Here is a 22,628-nt window from a genome sequence, read left to right as displayed (position 1 = left end):
GGTTCAACAGACTGGGCCTGCAAAGGTCAAGCGGTTTTCCCCGGATGGCGGTCAAATGGGCGCGTCCGGATGTGGCAGAACCTGCGCGGACAGGCCGCCGGGGCGGGGCGGTGCGCTCAGGGGGCGGTTTCAGCGGTGGCGGGTCCGGCGCTGCCTGGCCGTGCGTGTCTGCGGGAATCGGCACGCAGCCAGGCCTGGATTTCCGAAAGCGGCAGCGGGCGGGCGATGTGATAGCCCTGCAGCGCCTCGCACCCCAGGTCGGCCAGGGCCTTGGCCTCGGCCCCGGTCTCCACACCCTCGGCCACGGTGCCCAGCCGCAGTTCCCGGGCCATCAGGACAATGGCGCCGACCAGTCGGCGCTGCGCGGGATCCGTGTCCAGACCGCTCACAAAGGAGCGGTCGATCTTCAGCCGCCCCACGGCGAAGCGGCGGATATTCGCAATCGAGGCGTGGCCGGTGCCGAAATCATCCAGATCGATGCCGCAACCCGCCCGCGCCAGGGCTGCGATATTGCGTTCGATCACCCCGTCCGCGGGGTCGGCCACCACGGATTCCAGAACCTCGATCACCAGCCGTTCAGGCTGTAGCCCGCGGCGGTCCAGGTCCCACAGGATCAGGTCCGCCAGTCCGGGGGCAAGCAGTTCGGTGCGCGACAGGTTGAGGGCCACATTGGGGATGATCTGCCCGATCGCATCGCCGGCTTCCAGCGCGTCCAGAGCTTGCGCAAGCATGCGCCGGGTCAGGCCTTCGGACAGCCCGAAGCTGTGCAGCTGCGGCAGGAAGTCCGATGGCGGGATGACCTGGCCATCACGTGACCAGCGCACCAGTGCCTCCATCCCGGTCAAGGCGCCGGTTACGGCGCAGACCTGCGGCTGGAAGACCGCGCCGATTTCGCCATTGCCCAGGGCGCGGGACAGGGCGTCGCGCAGGGCAGCCTGACGGGTGCTGTCGCTCTGCATTCCGCGCTGATAGATGCACAATGCACCCGGGCCGTCGTTCAATGCGCGCTCGGCGGCTATCTCGGCGCCTTGGAGCATGGCCTGCGCCTCGGTCTGCCCTTGGTCTACCGTGTCGCTCAACCCGACCGAGACCGAAGGGTCCAGCCAGCCCGCATCGGTGCGCAGCCGCTGCGTCAGCGCCATCTGCAGCCGCCGGGCCGTTGCGATCATCTCGCAACGGCTGGATTGTTCCTGCGGACCCAGCGCAACGCCATAGGTGATGTCATCCAGCCGCGCCACGAAATCGGCAGACCGTGTCAGATGCCGCAATTTGCGGCCCATGTGATCCACCAGTTCATTCACTGCCGTGCGGCCATGGGTGTCGCGCAGGTGGTCGGCGCGGTCCAGGATGAAGACCACGACCCCGCAGTGCAGCCCGACGATCTGGCAGGTTTCAAGATTGTCCTCGACCTCGGCCAGCAGGGCCTCGCGCAGGGGCAGCTGGGTGTCGTCGCTATAGCCTGCACGCAGGCGCGACAGCTCGGACAGGGTTCCCTGCGCCGCGGCACCGGCGAAGGCAACGGGAACCGCCAGTGCCGTGATGACCAGCCACCCTTCGCCCCCCAGCCAGTAGGCGGCCAGCGTCAATGCCGGCAACAGGGCCAGAAGTTCCGGCCGGGCTGCGGCTTCGGACAGGCTGCGCCGAAAGCTGGACTGGATCAGAAACGGAAGACGCATGCCGCAGGCCCCGGAAATGCCCCGCGAAGGTGGGGACAGGCCCATTGCTGCCCTGCAAGGTTGAGGCAAATCTTAATGCGGCGTGCGAAAATGCCTCAAATTGTCGGCTTTTCCTGCGGCGACAGGGTCAGCCCGGCGAAATCGAACAGCGCAGGATCCACCAGATGCGACGGGCGCGCGTTCATCAACGCGCGAAACATGACGCCGCGGCGCCCGGGGCTGCGTTGCTCCCATTCATCCAGCATCGCCTTGACCTGCATCCGCTGCAGGCCATCCTGGCTGCCGCACAGATCACAAGGGATGATCGGGTAGTCCATGGCCCGGGCGAAGCGGTCGCAATCGGCTTCGGAGACATAGGCGAGGGGGCGCAGGACGAACAGATCGCCCTCTTCGTTCACCAGCTTGGGCGGCATGGTCGCCAGTCGCCCGCCGTGGAACAGGTTCATGAAGAAGGTTTCCAGGGTGTCATCGCGGTGATGGCCCAGCACCACCGCGGTGCAACCTTCCTCGCGCGCGATTCGATAGAGGTTCCCGCGCCGCAGCCGCGAACACAGCGCGCAATAGGTCCGCCCCTGGGGCACCTTGTCCATGACCACCGAATAGGTGTCCTGGTATTCGATCCGGTGCGGCACCTGCATACGGGTCAGGAACCCGGGCAGCACGGTGGCCGGGAAGCCCGGCTGGCCCTGATCCAGGTTGCAGGCCAGCAGGTCCACGGGCAGCAGACCGCGCCATTTCAACTCGATCAGTGCGGCCAGCAGCGTGTAGCTGTCCTTGCCGCCCGAAAGGCAGACCAGCCAGCGCGCGCCGGGCTGGACCATGGCGAAATCCTCCAGTGCTGCGCGGGTGTCGCGCACCACGCGCTTGCGCAGCTTGCGAAATTCGGTCCCGGTCGGCGCGCCGCGCAGGATCGGCGGCAGGTCAGGGGTGTCATCAAGCATGGTACGGGCTCCGAAATCAGCTGTCGCTGTCATGCCATAGCGCGGTGCGAAAGGCAAAAGCCAAGGCGCAGCCCCAGGAGGCCGCCGGTGTTGCAGGCTTTAATCCGCGCCGCAATTGCGCTAAAGCCCGCCCAACACGTCAAGGAGGACGCAATGGGTTACAAGATCGTCGTCGTCGGCGCCACCGGCAATGTGGGCCGCGAAATGCTGAACATTCTGGACGAACGCGAGTTTCCGGTGGAAGAGATTGCCGTTCTGGCCTCGCGCCGGTCGCTGGGCACCGAGGTGAGTTTCGGTGACCGCACCCTGAAATGCCAGGATCTGGACACGTTCGATTTCACCGGCTGGGATATCGCGCTCTTTGCCATCGGTTCGGATGCCACGAAGAAATATGCCCCCGTCGCCGCCAAGGCGGGGTGTGTGGTGATCGATAACTCGAGCCACTATCGCTATGACCCGGATGTGCCGCTGGTGGTGCCCGAGGTGAATGCCGAAGCCGTGGAGGGCTACACAAAGAAGAACATCATCGCCAACCCGAACTGTTCCACCGCGCAGATGGTCGTGGCGCTGAAGCCGTTGCATGATCGCGCAAGGATCAAGCGGGTGGTTGTCAGCACCTATCAGTCGGTCTCGGGGTCCGGGAAGGATGCGATGGACGAATTGTGGAACCAGACCAAGGGTCTGTTCGTGCCGGGGCAGGAGGTGGCGCCCAGCGTCTATCCCAAGCAGATTGCGTTCAATGTGATCCCGCATATCGATGTGTTCATGGAAGACGGCCAGACCAAGGAAGAATGGAAGATGGTGGCCGAGACCAAGAAGATCATGGACCCGTCGATCAAGCTGACGGCCACCTGCGTGCGGGTGCCGGTCTTTGTGGGCCATTCCGAGGCGATCAACATCGAGTTCGAGGACCATCTGGACGAGGAAGAGGCCCGCGATATCCTGCGGGAAGCGCCGGGGATCCTGGTTGTCGACAAGCGCGAGGATGGTGGATACATCACCCCCGTTGAATGTGTCGGCGAGTTCGCCACCTATGTCAGCCGCATCCGTCAGGACCCGACGCTGGATAACGGGATCAACCTGTGGTGCGTCAGCGACAACCTGCGCAAGGGCGCGGCGCTGAATGCGGTGCAGATTGCCGAGGTTCTGGGGAGCCGTTGCCTGAAGAAGGGCTGAGGGTTCGTCGCTGGGGGGAAGCGCCCCCTCAGCGCCCCGCCCACCCACCCATGGCGCTTCGGGGGCGCTGCCGCTGCTGGCGCAGCGGCGGGGTCAGCTGGACAGGTGGGTCAGGACGGACCGTGCGGCGCGCAGGCCGGGGGGATCGCCGCCCTCGCCCAGGCGCTCCATGGTGAGGGCCATGGCCTGCATCTGGGCGGCGCGGGCCTGTGGCGCGCGCAAGAGCGTTGAGAGCGCTTGCGCCATGGGGCCGGGGCAGCAGTTGGCCCCGAGGAATTCAGGGATCGCGCGGGTTTCGCTGACCAGGTTGACGAGCGTGACCGTATCGATCTGCAGCATCCGCGCGACCAAGGCGCGGGTCAGCGGGTTGAAATCATAACCGATCACCATGGGCGTGACGCTGGCTGCAAGCTCCAGCGAGACGGTGCCTGAGGCCGCCAGTGCCGCATCGGCGGCAGCGAAGGCGGCGCGCTTGGTCTGCGGCCCGTGTTCCGGGGTCAGCAGCAGCGGGGCGCCGGGCCAGTTGCGCAAAGCCTCGTGCAGGGTTTGGGCCTGATCGGCGACGGTGGGGACGACCACGCGCGCGCCGGGGTGGTCGCGCAGCACCAGGCGCAGTGTGTCGGCGAAACGGGGGGCAAGGCGCGCGATCTCGCCCCGACGTGACCCCGGCAGGGTCAGGATCAGCGGCGCGTCCGGGGCAATGGCGTGGGTGGCGCGGAAGGCGCTAGCCTCGGCCCGCGTGGCCTGCGGTTCAGCCACGACGGGGTGGCCCACAAAGTCGCAGGACATCCCGGCGGCCTGCATGTAGGGGGGCTCGAACGGCAAGAGCGCCAGCACGTGATCCACCAGTGGCGCCATCCGGGCCGCGCGCCCCGGTCGCCAGGCCCAGACCGAGGGCGCGACATAGTGGATGGTGCGCAGGCGCGGGTTTGCGGCGCGGGCCAGGCGCAGGACGCGCAGGCAGAAATCCGGGCTGTCGATGGTGATGACGGCATCGGGATTTGTCCGGGCGATGGCCTGCGCTGTGTCACGGATGCGGCGTTTCAGCGCGCGGTAGCGGGGCAGGACCTCCCACAGGCCCATGACCGACAGTTCGGACATGGGAAAGCGGCTGCGCAGCCCCTGCGCGGCCATTTCAGGCCCGCCGATGCCGTCGAAGGCCACGCCGGGCGAAAGCTGAGAAAGCCCGGCCATGAGCGCGCCGCCCAGCCGGTCGCCCGAGGGCTCTCCGCCGATGAGGAAGAGCTTCATGCCGCCCGCGCCCAGAGGAACAGGCCCAGCTCATCCGCCAGCGCGGCCATGGTGGCGCGCTCGAGCACCAGCACGCTCCCGGCTGCGAAGGCGATGCCGTTCAGCCCGGCGGCATGGGCGGCGCGAAGCGTATCGGGGCCAAGGGCGGGCAGGTCCATGCGGCGGTCCTGACCGGGTTTGGCGGCCTTGAACAGCACCCCGCCGCGCTGTCCCGCCCAAGGACCATCCCGGCCGCGCAGCGCCGCCACATGGACCAGCATGGCGTCGGTGCCGGGCAGCGCCTCGACCGCCAGACACAGCTTGCGCGCAACCACGCAGCCCTGGCCGATATCTACCGCGCCAAGGGCTGCCACGATCGCGGCGGCGCGGGTGGCATCCTCGCGGTCTTGCGGGCCGGGTTCGCGCGTTGACAGCGCGCCGGGGCCGGGCAGCAGATCGGGGCAGAGGGTATCGACGCCGATGACCTCCAGCCCCCATTCCTCGAACAGGGCCACCACCGCGCGGAGGGTCGCGTCATCGCCATCGTGCAGCGCGGCCATGATGCGGGGCAGAAGCTGCATTGTGCCCGGGTCCAGCAGGGCCGGGTCCAACCGGGGGCGGTGGACGGCGCCGGCGAAACAGACATGGCTGACGCCCTCATCCACCAGATGATCCAGGAACGGCACCAGCCGTTCCAGCCGGAACCGGGTTGCGCCCGCGCCGAGGGGGCTTTCGAAACCCTCAAGCTCGGCCACCAGCCGGGAAGTGCCGGCGGCATCGGCGGCCTCGGCCACCAGCCGGGGCAGCGTTCCGCGCCCGGCGATGATGGCCAGCTTGCGGATCATTTCGGCTTCAGAAAGGCGCGGTCGGAGCCTTCGGTGATGAAGGCCGCGATCTCGCGCACATGGGGGCTGTCGGTGCTGTCCAGCAGGGCGCGGGCGGTATCGGAAAGCGACTGGTCAGGGTTGGAAAGCGCGGCATAGGCGGCGCGCAGGGCGCGCAACTCGTCACGGCTGGCGCCACGGCGCTTCAGACCCACCAGGTTCAGCCCGTCCACCTCGCCCCTTGGGCCGCGGACCATGGCATGGGGCAGCACGTCATGGGCGACCATCAGCACCGCGCCGATCATGGCACCGGTGCCGATGCGCACGAATTGATGCACCCCCGACAGCCCGCCGATCACCACGCGGTCGCCGATCTCGCAATGCCCGGCGATGGCCACCTGATTGGCCATGATAACGCCATTGCCCACCTGCGCGTCATGGCCGATATGCACGCCGGTCATCAGCAGGCAGTCATCGCCGACCCGGGTCACCCCGCCGCCACCCTCGGTCCCGGTGTTGAGCGTGGCGCCCTCGCGGATGCGGCAGCGGGCGCCGACGATCAGGCGCGTCCGCTCGCCCGCGTATTTCAGATCCTGCGGGACCTCGCCCACGCAGGCATAGGGAAAGATGACGGTTTCGGCGCCGATATCGGTCCAGCCGGTGACCACGGCGTGGCTTTTCACCTCGACCCCTTCGGCCAGAGTGACCTCGGGTCCGATAACGGCAAAGGGGCCGATGCGGCATCCGGGCGCGATGCGGGCGCCCTCCTCGATCACCGCGCTGGGGTGGATCGCCGCTTGCATGGTTCAGGCCGTGACGCGGGCGTTGCGGTCGATCATCGCCGCAAACTCGGCCGAGGCGGCAACCTCGCCCTCCACCATTGCGGTGCCCTCGAATTTCCAGACCTTGGTCGAGGCGCGCAGCACCTTGATATGCATCTCCAGCACATCGCCGGGCACGACCTTGCGCCGGAACTTGGCCTTGTCGATATTCATGAAATAGACCAGCGGTTTCTTGTCCACCAGATCCTGCGACAGGCCCACCAGCACGGCCGAGGTCTGGGCCATCGCCTCGATGATGGTGACGCCGGGCATGATGGGGGCGCCGGGGAAATGGCCCTGGAAATGGGGTTCGTTGAAGGTGACGTTCTTGATCCCCGTGGCCGAGGTATTCGCCACGACATCGCGCACCTTGTCCACCAGCAGGAACGGGTAGCGGTGCGGGATGATGCGCATGATCAGGTCCAGATCGGCGGTTTGCGGCGTCTGTTCGGCGTCGGTGGTCATGCTGGCGTGATCCTTGTTCGCTGCGGCCTTGCCCGCGGTCCTGATGGCGGGGGTGGCGGGTCGTCTAGCAATTTGCCCCCGGCGTGACAAGCGCGCCGGCAAGCGCCGCGCGAAGGCAGGGTCACTCCAGACCGGGCGAGGGAAGCTCCAGCGGCGCTGATCCTTCAGGGGCGCGCGGCGCAGGTGGTGTGCTTTCATCATCCGGCGCGCCCAGGTCGGGCAGGGTGGCGATGACGCCATCGGCGCCATCGCCCAGCGTGGCGTCTATCCGTTCGATTGCCTGATCGGTCAGGTCCACATCCTCATCCGACAGCAGCACAACCCGCGTGTCCAGCAGCACCCTGGCGCCGACATCCTGCAACAGCGTGTCCAGCAGCGGGACCACCAGATCGTAGAAGCGGCCCTGCTCGGCCTCCTGAAACTGGCCGATCTGGCGGGATTTGCGCTCCTGCTGGTCGCGGATCACGCCAACCTCTTCGTTGAAGGCATCGGCCTGGGTGCGAAACGCCTCGGGGCTGAGGGTGGGGCGCAGCGCCGTCAGCTCTGCCTCGCGTTCGGACAGGTCGTCAAGCAGGCGCTGGTTCTCTGCCTCCAGCGCGCGCGAGGCCTCGATGATCTGGTCACGCACCCGCTGGCCAAAGCGCGAGTTGAAGAACAACCGTTCCTGATCGATTGTGCGGATCTCGCTGCCCGGCTGTGCGGGCTGGCCCAGGCTGAAGCCAAGCGGCTGCGCCAAGGGCGCGGTTGCGGGGGTCATCCCCGCAACCGCAATAGCTACGGCCAGAGAGGCGCGTTTGAGCGGCATCAGAACCGGGTGACGATGCTCAGGTCGAAATTCTGGGTCCGGTCATAATCCTCCTTGCGCAGCGCGCGCGAGAAATCGAACCGCAGCGGGCCGATGGGCGTGTCCCAGAACAGCGACACCCCGGCCGAGGCCCGCAGGTTCAACCCGTCCGAGCCGCCCAGGTCGACGGCAGCGCCGGAATTGTCCAGCCCCCAGACCGAGCCGACATCCATGAACACCCCGCCCGTAATCCCGTATTCCTCGGGCAGGCCAAGGGGGAATTCGGCCTCGAACTGGGCCACGGCATAGCGCACACCGCCCAGGGCATCGCGGTTGTTCGCGCCCAGATCGCGCGGACCGGTGCCGCGCAACTCGAACCCGCGCATCCGCCCATCCAGGAAGAAGCGTTCGGTGATCCGGGTGTCGCCTCCGCTCATCACCAGCGCCCCGGCGGTCAGGTCGGCGCGCAGGGTGACTTCCTCGTTCAGCACCTGCTGTTCATAGCCCGCGCGTGCGGTGGTTCGCAGGAACCTGCGGCTGCCCGAGGTAACGCCGAAATCCTGCGAGAGCTGAAGGATATAGCCGCGCGTCGGATCATAGCCGCTGCCGCGGGTGTCCAGCGTGTAGGTATAGCCCAGGCTGAAGGAGTTCACCCGGCCCATGTCCTGATCCAGGATGATCCGCGGCGAGGTATCGGCCGGATCGGCGCCGGTCACCCGGTCGCTGCGCACCTCGAACCGTCCTTCCAGCCGCCCGAATTCGCTGACAGGAAAGGACAGCGCATTGCGCAGCGTGGCGGTGCGGGTGTCAAAATCCTCGTTGAAGTCGCGGGTGGAACGATAGTTCAGCCCGAAGGTGTAGCGCAGATCGCGGTCCAGCAGCGCCGGTTCGGTGAAGTTCAGCCCGATCTCACGCGATCCGGGGATCGTGCTGAAGGCAACGGCGATATTCTGACCGCGACCGAGGAAGTTGGCTTCCTCGAAATTGATGGCAAAGCCGACACCGACGCCGACGCCATAGCTGATGCCAAAGCCCAGCGACCCGGTGGGCTGTTCCTCGACATCGACATCGACCACGGCCAGATCATCGGCGCTGCCCTGGCGCGGTTCAACCTGAACGTCGCTGAAGAATCCCAGCGCGCGAATGCGTTCGGCGGCCTCGCGGATCTCGCGCGGGTTCAGCGGGTCACCCTCGGCCGAATCGAACTGGCGCCGGACAACACGGTCGAGCGTGGTGGTGTTGCCCTGAATGTCGATCCGTTCGATCACGATCCGCTCACCCTCGACCAGGGTCAGTTCCACATCGACGGTCTGGTTGCGGTTGTTGCGGGTCAGACGCGGTTCCACCCGCACGAAGCGGCGCCCTTCCAGCGTGGCCACGCGCTCCAGCCGGCGGACATTCGCTTCGATCACCGAGGGCGCAAAGACCACCCCTGAGCGCAGGCGCACCTGCTGCTCATAGGGGGCCAGGTCGATTCCGTCGATTTCCGAGGCGACCGAGACGTTGCCGACACGGTATTGCAGGCCTTCGCTGATGTTGAAGGTGATGAAGAAGCCATCACGTTCGCGCGCCATCTCCGATGTGACGGAGTTGATGCGGAAATCGACATAGCCCCGCGACAGATAGAAATCGCGCAGCAATTCGCGGTCAAGGTTGATCCGGTCTTCGACAAAGGTGTCGCGCTGCACCAGGACGCGGAACAGTCCGGCCTGCTTGGTGTCCAGCACCCGGCGCAGGCGGTTGTCGGAAAACGCGCGGTTGCCGACGAAGGACAGGCGCTCGATCTCGACCACATTGCCTTCGCGGATTTCAAAGGCCAGATCGACGCGGTTGCTGCCGCGGGGGATGATCCGGGGCGTGACCTCGGCGGCGAAGCGGCCGCGCTGGCGGTAAAGCTCGGCGATGGCGACAGCATCCGCATCGACCTGGCTGGGCGAGAGGACGCGCCCGGCGGTGGTCTGCACGACCTCGCGGATCGCATCGTCACTGATGCGGCGGTTGCCTTCGAAATTGACGAAACTGATGGTCGGCAGTTCAACAACGGTGATCTGCAGCGTGTTGCCGCGGGGGGTGAACTCGACCTCATCGAACAGGCCGGAGTTGGACACCCGGCGAAAGGCCTCGTTCAGGTCGCCCGCCGACAGGGCCTGGCCCGGCGGGATCCTTGCAAACCCCAGAATCGTCTGGTCATCGACCCGCTGGTTGCCTTCGATCTGGAACGAGGTGAACCGGAAGTCCTGCGCCAATGCGGGCGAAAACGCCGCGCTGACCAGAACCATCGCCATTGTCGCCGCTGACAGGATCGCAAAAAACAGGCCGGGCCTGTTCGCTATCCTGCGCACCGGGATCGCCCGTGTGGATGCGCGCATCATGTGCCCCGTCTTGTCCGCCATTTTATTTCGTTCTGCGTAGCTGGAACGGGGGGATTTGTCAAAGACCCGCAAGCCCGGCTTCGGGGGGATTTCGCCGACCGGGGCACGGCCGCATCAACGGGGAAATTCGGCGCACCAGCCCGGGCCGCCACGGTCCGTTCGGGCGGTTCCGGCTGCAGCGATGTGACGAGGGCGCGCGCGCCTGCGGGCTGCTCAGAGCGGCAGCGCGCCCGAGGCCCATAGTTCGGCGATCCAACCGGCCAGCAAGAGGCACAGGACCACCGCAAGGGCAAAGGTCAGCCGGTCGCGGCTGAGAAACCAGAGGGTCTGGGCGCTACGGGGCATGTAATCCAAAACGTGCATGGTCACCTCCTGTCGCTTCTGCATCGCGCCGGAAGATGGCGAAATAACGGCACAAAGCGGTCATTCCGGTGGAGTCACGCCGGCCCGCGCGCAGGTGAATGGGCCGGGCGCCCGAAAGTGAAACGGGCGCCGGTTCTTTCTTATTCGGCCGCAATGCGCGCGCCGGTGCCACCGTCGCGCAGGGTCGCCAGCAGTTCCTCGCGGCGTTTCGCGGCCTTGGCCTCGTTGGCCTCCTTGACCGGGCCGAAGCCGCGGATGTCCAGCGGCAGGAGGGCCAGGGCGATGACCGTGTCCCGGGTCTGGGCATTCAGGCGGGGCAGGGCCTCGGCCATGTCGGCTTCATACTGGCGGATGAGGGCGCGCTCCATGCGCCGTTCGGCGGTGTAGCCGAAGACATCCAGCGGCGTGCCGCGCAGCACCTTCAGCTTTGCCAGCACGCCAAAGGCGCGCAGGATCCACGGGCCGAAGACGCGCTTTTGCGGCCGCCCATCGCTGCCCATGCGCGAGATCAGCGGCGGCGCCAGGTGGAATCGCGGTGTCACCTCGCCATCGAATTCGGCGCGGGCTTTTTCCATGGTGCTCAGATGCAGGCGGGCGACCTCGTATTCATCCTTGTAGGACAGCAGCTTGTGATAGCCCTCGGCCACGGCTTCCCTAACCTGCGGATCCTCGATCCCGTCCACCAGCTTGCGGTAGCGTGCGGCCAGCCGCTTTGACTGATAGGCGGTCAGATGATCGGCGCGGAAGGCGATGCGTTCCTCCAGCGTTTTCGGCTTGGCGACCACCTTCGGCTGCAGGCGCGCAGCCGCTTCCTCGGGGTGCAGCACGCTCCAGCGACCGATGTCGAAGGCGCGTTTGTTGCCCTCGACCGCCGCGCCGTTCAGCTCCACCGCCTGCATGATCGACGCCTTTGACAGCGGCACCAAACCGCGCTGCCAGGCGGCGCCCAGGATCATCATGTTCGAGAAGATCGAATCACCCAGCAGCACGCGGGCCAGTTCCGAGTAATCGAACAGCGCCACGCGGTCCGTGCCCAGCCGCGATTGCAGCGCCAGTTTCAGATCCTCCGACGGGATGCGGAACTCGGTGTTGCGGGTGAAATCACCGGTGATGATTTCGTGGCTGTTGACCACGGCGCCGGTGCGGCCCTGCCGCATCAGGCCCAGGGTGCGCGCGCCGGCGGTGACCACCAGATCGCCGCCGATCACGGCATCAGCTTCGCCCACCGCCACGCGGATGGCGCTGATATCCTCGGGGCGCTCGGCCAGACGGCAGTGGATATGCACCGCACCGCCCTTCTGCGCGAGGCCTGCCATTTCCATCAGCCCCGCGCCCTTGCCATCGATCTGCGCGGCCTGCGCCAGGATCGCACCCACGGTCACCACACCGGTGCCGCCGACGCCGGTGATCACCACGTTATGCGTGCCGTCGATGGCGGGCAGGGTGGGTTCCGGCAGGTCCGGCAGGTCCAGCGACTGCGCTGGGGCCTTGCGGACCTTGGCGCCTTCCAGCGTGACGAAGGACGGGCAGAAGCCCTTGAGGCAGGAGAAATCCTTGTTGCAGGCGGACTGGTCGATGGCGCGCTTGCGGCCCAGTTCGGTCTCCGCCGGGACAATGGCGACGCAGTTGGACTGCACGCCACAGTCGCCGCAGCCCTCGCAGACATCGGTGTTGATGAAGATGCGCTGGTCCGGGTCCGGGAACTGCCCGCGCTTGCGGCGGCGGCGCTTCTCGGCGGCACAGGTCTGGACATAGACAATGGCCGAGACGCCCTTGTGCTGCGCATAGCGCTTCTGCACCGCCTCCATGTCGGCGCGTTCGTGCCAGTCGATCCCCTTGGGGAAGTCGGCGCGGCGCGGTTCTTCCTTCTCGTCATAGACTACGGCTACATGGGGCACGCCCATGGCCTGCAACTCGCGCACGATCCGGTCGGCGCTCAGGTCGCCCTCGTTCTTTTGCCCGCCGGTCATGGCGACGGCGTCATTATAGAGGATCTTGTAGGTGATGTTGGTGCCTGCGGCCAGCGCGGCGCGGATCGCCTGCGCGCCCGAGTGGTTGTAGGTCCCGTCACCGAGGTTCTGGAACACGTGCTCACGGGTGGAAAACGGCGCCTCGCCGACCCAGTTCACGCCCTCGCCGCCCATCTGGGTGAAGCCCACGGTGTTGCGGTCCATCCACTGCACCATGTAGTGGCATCCGATCCCGGCATAGGCGCGGTGGCCCTCGGGCACTTTGGTGGACGTGTTATGCGGGCAACCCGCGCAGTAATAGGGCAGGCGGGCGGCCAGTTCGGGGGCGTTGTTGGCGCGCCGCGCTTCGGCCAGCGAGGCGAGGCCCGCCTTGATCCGGTCAGTGCCGCGGCCTTCCTCGATCAGGATATCGCCCAGCTTCTCGGCGATCATGATCGGGTCCAGGGCGTAGCGGGTGGGGAAGAGTTCCAGTCGGCGGCCATGTTCCCAGGTGTCGCCCTTGTGCCAGCCATAGACGCGGCGGCCGCGGCGATCGTCGAAGATCGCCTCCTTGACCTGCACCTCGATCAGTTTGCGCTTCTCTTCGACCACGATGATCAGGTCCAGGCCCTCGGCCCAGTCGTGGAAGCTCTCCATGTCCAGCGGCCAGGTCTGGCCGACCTTGTAGGTGGTCAGATTCAGGCGCAGGGCTTCCTCGGCGTCGATCCCCAGAAGATTGAGCGCATGCACAAGATCCAGCCAGTTCTTGCCTGCCGCCACCATGCCGATCCGCGCCCCGGGTTTGCCCCAGACGCGCCGGTCCATGCGATTGGCGCGGGAAAATGCCTCGGCGGCGAAGCGCTTGTGATCGATCATACGCGCTTCCTGCGCCACCGGCGTGTCGATCAGGCGGATGTTCAACCCGCCCTCGGGCATGGTGAATTCGGGGGTGACGAACTGCATCCGCTGCGGGTCGCCATCGACCACCGCCGTGGCCTCGACCGTGTCCTTCATGGTCTTCAGCCCCACCCAGACACCCGCGAAGCGCGACAGCGCATAGCCGTAATGGCCGAAATCCAGGATCTCCTGCACCCCGGCGGGCGAGAGGACGGGGATATAGGCGTCCACCATGGCCCAGTCGGACTGGTGCAGGGTGGTGGAGCTTTCGCCGGTGTGGTCATCGCCCATGGCCACCAGCACGCCGCCATTGGGCGAAGTTCCGGCCATGTTGGCATGGCGGAACACATCGCCGGTGCGGTCCACGCCCGGCCCCTTGCCATACCAGAGGCCAAAGACACCGTCATAGCGCCCCTCGCCGCGCAATTCTGCCTGCTGGCTGCCCCAAAGCGCGGTGGCGGCCAGATCCTCGTTCAATCCTTCCTCGAACCGGACCTGCGCGGCCTCCAGCAGCTTTTTCGCGCGGTTCATCTGCATGTCCACCGCGCCCAGCGGCGAGCCGCGATAGCCGGTGACGTAGCCCGCAGTGTTCAGCCCCGCCGCACGGTCACGCGCCGCCTGCGCCAGCATCAGCCGCACCATGGCCTGCGTGCCGTTCAGCAGCACGGGCGATTTCTCCAGATCGAACCGATCGCTCAGGGATATCTCTTGCCGTCCCATTCAGCGCCTCCCTGCGTCATGAACAAGCATTTCGGACATTATAGGTCAAAAATGCTGACCTACAAAGCAGATTTGCGTGATCTTCACTTTTACGCGGGACAAAGAGCGCGTAAACACGAACCCGAAAGTCGGCCGCGCCATGCGCGCAAGTGAGATATCGGATGGACTGGGACAAGCTACGAATATTTCACGCGGTGGCCGATGCAGGCAGTCTGACCCATGCGGGTGAGACGCTGAATCTGTCACAATCCGCCGTCAGCCGCCAGATCAGGGCGCTTGAAGAATCGCTCAGCGCGACGCTGTTCCACCGCCATGCGCGGGGGCTGATTCTGACCGAACAGGGCGAGTTGCTGTTCGAGGCGACCTCCTCCATGTCGCGCAGGCTGGATGCCGCCGCGGCGCGCATCCGCGACAGCGAGGATGAGGTCTTTGGCGAATTGCGCGTCACCACCACCGTCGGTTTCGGTACCCTCTGGCTGGCCCCGCGTCTTCCCGCGCTTTATGCGCAATATCCGGACCTGAAGATCGACCTGATGCTGGAAGAGCGTGTGCTGGACCTGCCCATGCGCGAGGCCGATGTCGCCATCCGCATGAAGGAACCCAGCCAGGCCGACCTGATCCGCCGCCGGATGATGGCCGTACGGATGAAACTGTATGCCACGCCCGAATATCTGCGCGCCAACGGCACGCCCGAATCGCTGAATGACCTGGCCAGTTTCCGGCTGATCTGCCAAAGCGTGACAGCCACCCAGGTCAGCGCCGGGGCGACGCTGGTGCGTGAGCTGCTGTCCCATCCGGTGCGGTCAACCTTTACCGTCAACAACTATTTCGGCGTGCTGCAGGCGGTTCTGAACCATCTGGGAATCGGCCTGCTGCCCGATTACGTGACCGAGGACTTCACCGACCTGGTGAACGTCCTTCCAGATGTTCAAAGCCATGAGATCCCGGTCTTCCTCGCCTATCCTGAAGAGTTGCGCCAATCCAAGCGGATCGCGGCTTTCCGCGACTTTGTGCTGGAAGAAATCATAGCCTACAGGAAGTCGCGCAGCCGGGCGGATTCTGCTACCCTGGGTTGATTCCCATACTGCGGTATGAATGCAACGCATGGCGGCGTTGTCATGGCGTCAAAGATATTACACTTGCGCAATGAATGCCCCGACCCCTAAATATGTATCGAGGCGAGGGGTTATCCCCTGCCTTTACCTCCCTGTTGGACTTAGGCCGAGCTTAGCTCGGCCTTTTTTTTGTCCAGCGCGGAGAATTTCCGAAATTTGTGCGCCTTTTCATGATCTTGCCCAATTTCTGATCGGTTCATGTATGCGGTGCTGCGGCCCGGCGCAGGGCCTGGCCCCGGGAATCATCGCAGGGCGGGAGCATCCGCCGGGCCGGTGCCCCCTTTCCCCCGCGGCGGGCATTCTTTATGGAATGCCCAAATCTCTGCGGGGGCTGCCATGACGGAACCTGAAATCTCGCCGGACCTTGTTGCGGCGCATGGGCTCAAGCCCGATGAATACGAGCGCATCCTCGAGATTCTGGGCCGCGCGCCCAGCTTCACCGAGCTGGGCATCTTCTCGGCCATGTGGAATGAGCATTGCTCCTACAAATCGTCCAAGAAATGGCTGCGCACCCTGCCCACCGAAGGTCCGCAGGTCATCTGTGGCCCGGGTGAGAATGCGGGCGTGGTGGACATTGGCGACGGCCCCGATGGCAAGAAGCTGGCGGTGGTGTTCAAGATGGAAAGCCACAACCACCCCAGCTACATCGAGCCCTATCAGGGGGCGGCGACCGGGGTGGGGGGCATCCTGCGCGATGTCTTCACCATGGGCGCACGCCCCATCGCCGCCATGAACGCGCTGAGCTTCGGCGAGCCCGCCCACCCAAACACCGCGCATCTGGTGCGTGGTGTGGTCGAAGGGATCGGCGGCTACGGCAATTCCTTCGGCGTGCCCACCGTGGGCGGCGAGGTCCGGTTCCACCCCGCCTATAACGGCAATTGCCTGGTCAACGCCTTTGCCGCCGGGCTGGCCGATGCCGATGCAATCTTCTATTCGGCCGCCAGCGGGGTGGGGATGCCCGTGGTTTATCTGGGCGCCAAGACCGGGCGCGATGGCGTCGGCGGCGCCACCATGGCCAGCGCCGAGTTTGACGACACGATCGAGGAAAAGCGCCCCACGGTGCAGGTGGGCGACCCGTTCACCGAAAAGCGCCTGCTGGAGGCCTGTCTGGAGCTGATGGCCAGCGGTGCGGTGATCTCCATCCAGGATATGGGCGCGGCGGGGCTGACCTGCTCGGCGGTGGAAATGGGCGACAAGGGGTCCTTGGGCATCCGGCTGGATCTGGATCGCGTGCCCTGCCGCGAGGCCGGCATGACCGCCTACGAGATGATGCTGTCGGAAAGCCAGGAGCGGATGCTCATGGTTCTGAAGCCCGAGAAGGAGGCCGAGGCCCGCGCGATCTTCGAGAAATGGGACCTCGATTTCGCCATCGTGGGCGAGACCATCGCCGAGGACCGCTTCCTCATCCTGCACGGGAACGAGACAAAGGCCGATCTGCCCCTGTCCAAGCTGTCCTCCGAGGCGCCTGAATATGACCGCCCGTGGGACGAACCCGCCGCCACCGCCGAACTGGCCGAAATCCCGCGCGTGGATGCCATCGACGCCCTGCGCGCCCTGATCGGTTCGCCCAGCTACGCGCACAAGGGCTGGGTGTGGGAGCAATATGATACGCAGGTCATGGGCGATACGGTCCGCACGCCGGGACTGGGCGCCGGGATCGTGCGCGTCCACGGCACCGACAAGGCGCTGGCCTTCACCGCCGATGTCACGCCGCGCTATGTGCGCGCCAACCCGGTCGAAGGCGGCAAGCAGGCCGTGGCCGAGGCGTTCCGCAACCTCTGCGCCGTGGGCGCGCGCCCCTTGGCGGCCACCGACAACCTGAACTTCGGCAACCCCGAAAAGCCCGAAATCATGGGCCAGTTCGTCGGCGCCATCAAAGGTATCGGCGAAGCCTGCCGCGCACTGGACATGCCGATCGTTTCGGGCAACGTGAGCCTGTACAACGAAACCGACGGCCAGCCGATCCTGCCCACGCCGACCATCGGCGCGGTGGGGTTGATCGAACATATGGACCAGATCATTGCCGGGCACCCGCGCGAGGGCGATCTGGCACTGGTGGTCGGGGAAAGCCGCGGTCATCTGGGCCAATCCGCCCTGCTGGCCGAGGTCTTCCACCGCGAGGATGGCGACGCCCCGCCCGTGGACCTGGAGGCCGAACGCCGCCACGGCGAATTCCTGCGCGAAAACCGCGCGCTCCTGGCCGGGGCAACCGATCTCTCGGACGGTGGGCTTGCTCTCGCCGCCTTCGAAATGGCCGAGGCCGCCGGCATGGGCGTCACGCTCGATCCCGATGATCCGGCCATCCTCTTTGGCGAGGATCAGGCCCGCTATCTGGTCGCTTGCGATTTCGACTGCGCCGAGGCGCTGATGGTCGCCGCCGGGCAGGCCGGTGTGCCGCTTGCCACCGTCGGGCGCTTCGGTGGCACTACGGTGCGGCTGGGCAGCGCCGAGGCCCCCCTGGCCGAGTTGTCGGCCCTCCATCGCTCGGCGTTCGCCCGCGCCATCGGCGACGCTTGAAGAAGTCACAGGCCGGGATTACCTTCTTCGAAGCCACATGAAAGGGACCTGCATGGCCATAACCGCGCAAGAGCTTGAAACTTTGCTGCGTGAGGGCTTTCCCAACGCCAGGATCACCATCACCGACCTGGCCGGAGACGGCAACCACTACGCGGCCGAGGTCATCGATGAGAGTTTTCGCGGCAAGAACCGCGTGCAGCAGCAGCGCGCCGTCTATGCCGCGCTGAAGGGCAAGATGGATGGCAGCCAAGGCGAATTGCACGCGCTTGCCCTGACCACCAAGGCCCCCGAATAACCCCGCAAGAGGACACCAGAATGAGCGCCCAGGACCAGATCAAGCAAACCGTCGAAGCCAACGATGTCGTATTGTACATGAAAGGCACCAAGACCATGCCGCAATGCGGGTTCTCCAGCCGCGTGGCCGGGGTGCTGAATTTCATGGGCGTGGACTATGCCGATGTGAATGTGCTGGAGGATGAAACCATCCGCCAGGGCATCAAGGACTACTCTGACTGGCCCACCATCCCGCAGCTTTATGTGAAGGGCGAGTTTGTCGGCGGCTGCGACATCATCACCGAAATGACCCTGTCGGGCGAGCTGGATCAGCTGTTTGACAGCAAGGGCGTGCAATACGACAAGGACGCCGCCGAAAAGATCCGCGAAGCCAACGCCTGACCTGGCACGGCGGGCTGCGCGCGCAGCCGCCATCCGCGCATCACGCAACTGTCAAGCGCCTGTCACCTTGCGCTGTTACATGCAAGGGGTCAGAGCGCGAGGCCAGTGATGCGTGATTCCGCCCCCCATATCAGCTATGCCGCATCTGCCGGTACCATCGGTGCCCGCGCTGCCATCCGCATGATCGAGCACATCACCGGTCGGCAGCGCCTGCTGCGCCGGCTCGATGCACGGCAGGTCGGCTCGGCACAAGGCCACGCGTTCTGGCGCGATACAATGGATGCCTTCGGCCTCCATCTGGACCTGCGCCGCGGTTGTCTGGAGAACATTCCCGAAACCGGCCCGCTGGTGTTGGTGTCGAACCACCCCTACGGCATCCTTGACGGGCTGGTCATGGGGTATCTGCTGTCCGGCACCCGGCGGGATTTCCGCATCCTCGCGCATCAGGCGTTCCGGCAGGCCCCGCAGGTTTCTGGGTGTATCCTGCCCATCGATTTTTCGGGCACCCGCGCGGCGCTGGACGCCAATCTGCAGACCCGGGCCGATGCGCTGCGCTACCTCTCCGGTGGCGGTGCCATCGGCATCTTTCCGGGCGGCACGGTCTCCACCGCGCCCACCCCGTTCACCCGGCCAAGCGATCCCGCCTGGCGCGGGTTCAGCGCGCGGCTGATCCAGCGTTCGCGCGCGACTGTGGTGCCGGTCTGGTTCGACGGCCACAATTCGCGGCTGTTCCAGGTTGCAAGCCACTTGAACTACACCCTGCGCATGGCGCTCCTGATTCGCGAATTCCGCACCCGCATAGACCGGCCCGTGCGTATGGCCATCGGCCAGCCCATTGGCCCGGAAACCCTGGCCCGCCACAGCGGCAACGCCAAAGAACTGCTGGATTTCCTGCGCGCCGCAACGTATCAACTGGCCGAAGAGCGGCTGGACCCAACCCATCTTGGCTATGAGTTCGAGGCCGCCTATCGCAACTGAGGGCTGCGGCGAATGGCGGTTGGGGTTTTTGACAGCGGGCTGGGTGGTCTGACGGTGCTGCGGGCGCTGACCAATCGCCTGCCCGATGTCCCCTTCGTCTATCTCGGTGACAATGCCCACACGCCCTATGGTGTGCGCGATGCCGAGGATATATACACGCTCACCTGCGCCGGGGTGGAGCGCCTCTGGGATGAAGGCTGCGATCTGGTGATCCTGGCCTGCAACACAGCCAGCGCCGCCGCCCTGCGCCGGATGCAGGAAACCTGGGTCCCCGCCGACAAGCGCGTCCTTGGCGTCTTTGTCCCGCTGATCGAGGCGCTGACCGAACGGCAATGGGGCGACAACTCCCCCCCGCGCGAGGTTGCTGTGAAACATGTCGCCCTGTTCGCCACCCCCGCCACCGTGCAAAGCCGCGCCTTCCAGCGCGAACTGGCCTTCCGCGCCATCGGTGTGGATGTCGAGGCGCAGCCCTGCGCCGGTGTGGTCGATGCCATCGAACAGGGCGACCTGATCCTGGCCGAGGCGCTGGTCCATTCCCATGTCGAAGCCCTGTTGCGCCGGATGCCCCGCCCCGAAGCGGCCGTGCTCGGTTGCACCCATTACCCGCTGATGGAGGAGGCTTTCGCCGCCGCCCTGGGCCCCCAGGTCGCCGTCTTCTCGCAGCCCAATCTGGTTGCAGCCAGCCTGGACGATTACCTGCGCCGCCATCCCGACATGCTGGGCAGGGGCACCGAAACGCGCTTCCTGACCACGGGCGATCCGGTCAATGTCTCGCGCAAGGCCACGCAATTCCTGCGACGACAGGTCCCGTTCGAACCCGCCTGACCCATTTTCTTGCTTCAAATACTCCCCGCGCGGAGCGCATCCGACACCAACCGCCCGCGCGGGCGACCGATCAAGGGACCGACCCCCTCATGCAGACCCCCAAGCACAAGATCGCCATCCTGGGCGCCTCGGGCTATACCGGCGCCGAGCTTGTCCGGCTGATCGCCACCCATCCGCACCTGCAGATCGCCGCCCTGACCGGCGAGCGCAAGGCAGGCCAGCCCATGGCGCAGGTGTTCCCCTTCCTGCGCCACCTGGATCTGCCGGATCTCTGCCGGATCGAGGAGGTGGATTTCGCCGCCATCGACCTTGCGTTCTGTGCGCTGCCCCATGCCACCAGCCAGGCGGTGATCCGTGATTTGCCGCGTGACCTGAAGATCGTGGACCTGAGCGCCGATTTCCGGCTGCGTGACCCGGCGGCCTATGAAAAATGGTATGGCAAGCCCCATGCCGCCCCCGATCTGCAGACCGAAGCGGTCTATGGGCTGACCGAATTCTACCGCGAGGATATCCGCAGCGCGCGGCTGGTCGCTGGCACGGGCTGCAACGCGGCCACCGGGCAATACGCGCTCAACCCGCTGATTGCCGCAGGCGTGATCGATCTGGACCGAATCATCATGGATCTCAAATGCGGTGTGTCTGGGGCAGGGCGGTCGCTGAAGGAGAACCTGCTGCATGCAGAGCTGTCCGAGGGCACGCACGCCTATGCCGCCGGCGGCACCCACCGGCACCTGGGCGAGTTTGACCAGGAATTCACGCGCCTGGCCGGGCGTCCGGTACATGTGCAGTTCACGCCGCATCTGATCCCGATGAACCGCGGCATCCTGGCCAGCATCTGGGTGGATGGTGACGCTGCGGAAATTCACGCGGTTTTGCAGGACGCATATTGCGCTGAGTCATTTATACATGTGCTTCCTTTTGGCACACTCCCCTCGACCCATGATGTGCGCGGCTCCAACTACGTGCATATTGGGGTGGTCGGTGACCGGATTGCGGGCCGGGCGCTGGTGGTGGCCGCACTGGACAACCTGTGCAAGGGCTCATCAGGGCAGGCGGTGCAGAACGCGAACCTGATGCTGGGGATCGAGGAAACAACGGGGCTGCTGGGTGTGCCGGTCTTCCCGTGACATGAGGAACAGATGAAAAGCCTGAAGAAGACACGCCGCATCCAGGTCTTTGCCGTTGCCGCCGTGGCGCTTGCGCTGTCCACGGCGCTGATCGGGTATGCCATGCGCGACGGCATCAATTTTTTCCGCTCACCCTCCGAGGTTCTCGCCGAACCCCCACATGAAAACGAGGTGTTCCGCATCGGCGGTCTGGTCGAGGAAGGCTCGATCATTCGCGGGCAGTCCGATACGATCGTGTTCCGGGTCACCGATGGCCCGGCCTCGGTCGAGGTGCGCTACCGCGGGATCCTGCCCGATCTCTTCTCCGAGAATGAGGGCATGGTCGGAACCGGGCGTTTCATCAATGGTGTCTTCGAAGCCCAGGAAATTCTGGCCAAGCACGATGAAACCTACATGCCGCGCGAGGTGATGGAGGCGCTGAAAGCCCAGGAGCACTGGCGTGCGGATGACCCCGAAAACTGATGCGCCGCGGTGGCGCGGCCCCCTTGTCCAAGGGGCGCGCGCTCAGTGCGGCAGATATCGGATATGGATGTCCGAATCTCCGAACCATACATCCAGCGTTCCCGGCAGCGCGGCGCTCTGGCGCCCGGCGAGCGCGAATTGCACCACTTGCGGCGAGGTGATGCAGGGCTCCCCCGACGCGCTGACGCATGCCCACAGGTCCCGGTTGACCTGCAGCCGCGCGGCCTGTGCATCGATCGCCCAGCCTTCGCCTTCGGAGCGGATAACGACCGTCCCGCTCCAGGGCAGGGTGGTTTCAAGGCACTGGATCAGCAGGAAAATCAGCTTCACCTCCTGCCGCGGGCGCGGTGCTTCCAGATCCCAGGTGACCGACAGGCGCGCCTCCCTGAACAGGCCGGAGAGGATGGACCGCGCCTCGGCCGGTTTCATCAACTGTTCCGCGCTGAAGTCACCGAAGGCGATGCGAAAGAACCGCACGCGCGCCTGCGCCTGTTCCACGCTGGCAGCGATCAGCGACAGTTCCGGGTTGTTGCCCGCCGTTCCGTTGAGGTTGAGCAACTCCACCCCGTTGCCGATTGCGCCCAGCGGGCTGATCAGATCGTGGCATATGCGCGAGGCAATGATCGAAACAAGTTCGGTTTCAGAGGGTTGGCCGGGGAAATCCTGGAACTTGGACATCAAACTCTCCGCTTGGGCAGGAGGCACCCATAC

Annotated in this window: 20 protein-coding genes; 9 read left to right on the top strand and 11 right to left on the bottom strand. The window is 65.7% G+C overall.

What is annotated here, in order from left to right; genetic code table 11:
• Window positions 1-116: 116 nt before the first annotated feature.
• A complete protein-coding gene (locus tag HUK65_RS05915; RefSeq protein WP_179905215.1) occupies window positions 117-1,676 on the bottom strand; it encodes a bifunctional diguanylate cyclase/phosphodiesterase in 1,560 nt (519 codons plus the stop codon).
• 95 nt (window positions 1,677-1,771) lie between these two features.
• Window positions 1,772-2,617 carry a tRNA 2-thiocytidine(32) synthetase TtcA gene (gene ttcA / locus HUK65_RS05910; RefSeq protein ID WP_179905214.1) on the bottom strand — a complete coding sequence of 282 codons (846 nt, stop codon included), beginning with the start codon at window positions 2,615-2,617 and terminating at the stop codon, window positions 1,772-1,774.
• A gap of 153 nt (window positions 2,618-2,770) precedes the next feature.
• Here ttcA and HUK65_RS05905 point away from each other — a divergent pair, with 153 nt between their 5' ends.
• Window positions 2,771-3,793, top strand: coding sequence for an aspartate-semialdehyde dehydrogenase (locus tag HUK65_RS05905; RefSeq protein ID WP_179905213.1), 1,023 nt, complete (start codon window positions 2,771-2,773; stop codon window positions 3,791-3,793).
• A gap of 93 nt (window positions 3,794-3,886) precedes the next feature.
• On the opposite strand, the gene lpxB is transcribed toward HUK65_RS05905, so the two are convergent.
• The 8 genes from lpxB to HUK65_RS05865 all read right to left on the bottom strand — a co-directional run bounded on the left by lpxB (window position 3,887) and on the right by HUK65_RS05865 (window position 14,218).
• Entirely contained in the window at window positions 3,887-5,044 is a 1,158-nt protein-coding gene (gene lpxB / locus HUK65_RS05900) for a lipid-A-disaccharide synthase (RefSeq protein ID WP_179905212.1), read from the bottom strand.
• A complete protein-coding gene (locus HUK65_RS05895) occupies window positions 5,041-5,868 on the bottom strand; it encodes an LpxI family protein (RefSeq protein ID WP_179905211.1) in 828 nt (275 codons plus the stop codon). Before HUK65_RS05895 ends, lpxB begins: the two co-directional genes overlap by 4 nt.
• Window positions 5,865-6,650, bottom strand: coding sequence for an acyl-ACP--UDP-N-acetylglucosamine O-acyltransferase (gene lpxA / locus HUK65_RS05890; protein WP_179905210.1), 786 nt, complete (start codon window positions 6,648-6,650; stop codon window positions 5,865-5,867). The genes HUK65_RS05895 and lpxA overlap by 4 nt, the downstream gene beginning before the upstream one ends.
• A 3-nt stretch (window positions 6,651-6,653) precedes the next feature.
• A complete protein-coding gene (gene fabZ / locus HUK65_RS05885) occupies window positions 6,654-7,133 on the bottom strand; it encodes a 3-hydroxyacyl-ACP dehydratase FabZ (protein WP_179905209.1) in 480 nt (159 codons plus the stop codon).
• Between the two features lie 121 nt (window positions 7,134-7,254).
• Entirely contained in the window at window positions 7,255-7,938 is a 684-nt protein-coding gene (locus tag HUK65_RS05880) for an OmpH family outer membrane protein (RefSeq protein ID WP_179905208.1), read from the bottom strand.
• Window positions 7,938-10,202, bottom strand: a complete 2,265-nt coding sequence (bamA, locus tag HUK65_RS05875; RefSeq protein ID WP_456095391.1) for an outer membrane protein assembly factor BamA — start codon at window positions 10,200-10,202, stop codon at window positions 7,938-7,940. The genes HUK65_RS05880 and bamA overlap by 1 nt, the downstream gene beginning before the upstream one ends.
• Window positions 10,203-10,502: 300 nt before the next feature.
• Window positions 10,503-10,652 (bottom strand): hypothetical protein, encoded by a 150-nt coding sequence (locus HUK65_RS05870; protein WP_179905207.1) that lies wholly within the window; start codon window positions 10,650-10,652, stop codon window positions 10,503-10,505.
• Window positions 10,653-10,792: 140 nt separating this feature from the next.
• Entirely contained in the window at window positions 10,793-14,218 is a 3,426-nt protein-coding gene (locus HUK65_RS05865; protein ID WP_179905206.1) for an indolepyruvate ferredoxin oxidoreductase family protein, read from the bottom strand.
• 161 nt (window positions 14,219-14,379) lie between these two features.
• Between HUK65_RS05865 and HUK65_RS05860 the strand changes: the two genes are divergently transcribed.
• From HUK65_RS05860 to ccmE, 8 genes are all read left to right on the top strand, one after another.
• Entirely contained in the window at window positions 14,380-15,294 is a 915-nt protein-coding gene (locus tag HUK65_RS05860; protein ID WP_179905205.1) for a LysR family transcriptional regulator, read from the top strand.
• Window positions 15,295-15,669: 375 nt separating this feature from the next.
• A complete protein-coding gene (gene purL, locus HUK65_RS05855) occupies window positions 15,670-17,850 on the top strand; it encodes a phosphoribosylformylglycinamidine synthase subunit PurL (RefSeq protein WP_179905204.1) in 2,181 nt (726 codons plus the stop codon).
• 52 nt (window positions 17,851-17,902) lie between these two features.
• Window positions 17,903-18,145, top strand: a complete 243-nt coding sequence (locus HUK65_RS05850) for a BolA/IbaG family iron-sulfur metabolism protein (protein ID WP_179905203.1) — start codon at window positions 17,903-17,905, stop codon at window positions 18,143-18,145.
• A 20-nt stretch (window positions 18,146-18,165) separates the two neighbouring features.
• Entirely contained in the window at window positions 18,166-18,525 is a 360-nt protein-coding gene (grxD, locus tag HUK65_RS05845; RefSeq protein WP_179905202.1) for a Grx4 family monothiol glutaredoxin, read from the top strand.
• 108 nt (window positions 18,526-18,633) lie between these two features.
• Complete coding sequence (locus tag HUK65_RS05840) at window positions 18,634-19,503, top strand: lysophospholipid acyltransferase family protein (protein ID WP_179905201.1); 870 nt, start codon at window positions 18,634-18,636, stop codon at window positions 19,501-19,503.
• 12 nt (window positions 19,504-19,515) lie between these two features.
• Window positions 19,516-20,328, top strand: a complete 813-nt coding sequence (locus HUK65_RS05835; RefSeq protein WP_179905200.1) for a glutamate racemase — start codon at window positions 19,516-19,518, stop codon at window positions 20,326-20,328.
• An 89-nt stretch (window positions 20,329-20,417) separates the two neighbouring features.
• Window positions 20,418-21,455 (top strand): N-acetyl-gamma-glutamyl-phosphate reductase, encoded by a 1,038-nt coding sequence (argC, locus tag HUK65_RS05830; RefSeq protein WP_179905199.1) that lies wholly within the window; start codon window positions 20,418-20,420, stop codon window positions 21,453-21,455.
• A 12-nt stretch (window positions 21,456-21,467) separates the two neighbouring features.
• Window positions 21,468-21,917, top strand: a complete 450-nt coding sequence (ccmE, locus tag HUK65_RS05825) for a cytochrome c maturation protein CcmE (protein WP_179905198.1) — start codon at window positions 21,468-21,470, stop codon at window positions 21,915-21,917.
• 42 nt (window positions 21,918-21,959) lie between these two features.
• Here ccmE and HUK65_RS05820 read toward each other — a convergent pair whose 3' ends face one another.
• On the bottom strand, window positions 21,960-22,595 hold the full coding sequence (locus HUK65_RS05820; protein ID WP_179905197.1) for a histidine phosphotransferase family protein: 636 nt from the start codon (window positions 22,593-22,595) through the stop codon (window positions 21,960-21,962).
• Between the last annotated feature and the right edge of the window lie 33 nt (window positions 22,596-22,628).

Source organism: Rhabdonatronobacter sediminivivens (genome assembly GCF_013415485.1).
Taxonomy (GTDB): domain Bacteria; phylum Pseudomonadota; class Alphaproteobacteria; order Rhodobacterales; family Rhodobacteraceae; genus Rhabdonatronobacter; species Rhabdonatronobacter sediminivivens.
The sequence above is the reverse complement of the archived record's forward strand: the minus strand, read 5'-3'. Positions and strand labels throughout refer to the sequence as shown.

What these genes read in the sequence shown, in the direction of transcription:
- HUK65_RS05915 (WP_179905215.1), bottom strand. Translation starts at nt 1,676, where the DNA reads ATGCGTCTTCCGTTTCTGATCCAGTCCAGCTTTCGGCGCAGCCTGTCC.
- ttcA (WP_179905214.1), bottom strand. Translation starts at nt 2,617, where the DNA reads ATGCTTGATGACACCCCTGACCTGCCGCCGATCCTGCGCGGCGCGCCG.
- HUK65_RS05905 (WP_179905213.1), top strand. Translation starts at nt 2,771, where the DNA reads ATGGGTTACAAGATCGTCGTCGTCGGCGCCACCGGCAATGTGGGCCGC.
- lpxB (WP_179905212.1), bottom strand. Translation starts at nt 5,044, where the DNA reads ATGAAGCTCTTCCTCATCGGCGGAGAGCCCTCGGGCGACCGGCTGGGC.
- HUK65_RS05895 (WP_179905211.1), bottom strand. Translation starts at nt 5,868, where the DNA reads ATGATCCGCAAGCTGGCCATCATCGCCGGGCGCGGAACGCTGCCCCGG.
- lpxA (WP_179905210.1), bottom strand. Translation starts at nt 6,650, where the DNA reads ATGCAAGCGGCGATCCACCCCAGCGCGGTGATCGAGGAGGGCGCCCGC.
- fabZ (WP_179905209.1), bottom strand. Translation starts at nt 7,133, where the DNA reads ATGACCACCGACGCCGAACAGACGCCGCAAACCGCCGATCTGGACCTG.
- HUK65_RS05880 (WP_179905208.1), bottom strand. Translation starts at nt 7,938, where the DNA reads ATGCCGCTCAAACGCGCCTCTCTGGCCGTAGCTATTGCGGTTGCGGGG.
- bamA (WP_456095391.1), bottom strand. Translation starts at nt 10,202, where the DNA reads ATGGCGATGGTTCTGGTCAGCGCGGCGTTTTCGCCCGCATTGGCGCAG.
- HUK65_RS05870 (WP_179905207.1), bottom strand. Translation starts at nt 10,652, where the DNA reads ATGCACGTTTTGGATTACATGCCCCGTAGCGCCCAGACCCTCTGGTTT.
- HUK65_RS05865 (WP_179905206.1), bottom strand. Translation starts at nt 14,218, where the DNA reads ATGGGACGGCAAGAGATATCCCTGAGCGATCGGTTCGATCTGGAGAAA.
- HUK65_RS05860 (WP_179905205.1), top strand. Translation starts at nt 14,380, where the DNA reads ATGGACTGGGACAAGCTACGAATATTTCACGCGGTGGCCGATGCAGGC.
- purL (WP_179905204.1), top strand. Translation starts at nt 15,670, where the DNA reads ATGACGGAACCTGAAATCTCGCCGGACCTTGTTGCGGCGCATGGGCTC.
- HUK65_RS05850 (WP_179905203.1), top strand. Translation starts at nt 17,903, where the DNA reads ATGGCCATAACCGCGCAAGAGCTTGAAACTTTGCTGCGTGAGGGCTTT.
- grxD (WP_179905202.1), top strand. Translation starts at nt 18,166, where the DNA reads ATGAGCGCCCAGGACCAGATCAAGCAAACCGTCGAAGCCAACGATGTC.
- HUK65_RS05840 (WP_179905201.1), top strand. Translation starts at nt 18,634, where the DNA reads ATGCGTGATTCCGCCCCCCATATCAGCTATGCCGCATCTGCCGGTACC.
- HUK65_RS05835 (WP_179905200.1), top strand. Translation starts at nt 19,516, where the DNA reads ATGGCGGTTGGGGTTTTTGACAGCGGGCTGGGTGGTCTGACGGTGCTG.
- argC (WP_179905199.1), top strand. Translation starts at nt 20,418, where the DNA reads ATGCAGACCCCCAAGCACAAGATCGCCATCCTGGGCGCCTCGGGCTAT.
- ccmE (WP_179905198.1), top strand. Translation starts at nt 21,468, where the DNA reads ATGAAAAGCCTGAAGAAGACACGCCGCATCCAGGTCTTTGCCGTTGCC.
- HUK65_RS05820 (WP_179905197.1), bottom strand. Translation starts at nt 22,595, where the DNA reads ATGTCCAAGTTCCAGGATTTCCCCGGCCAACCCTCTGAAACCGAACTT.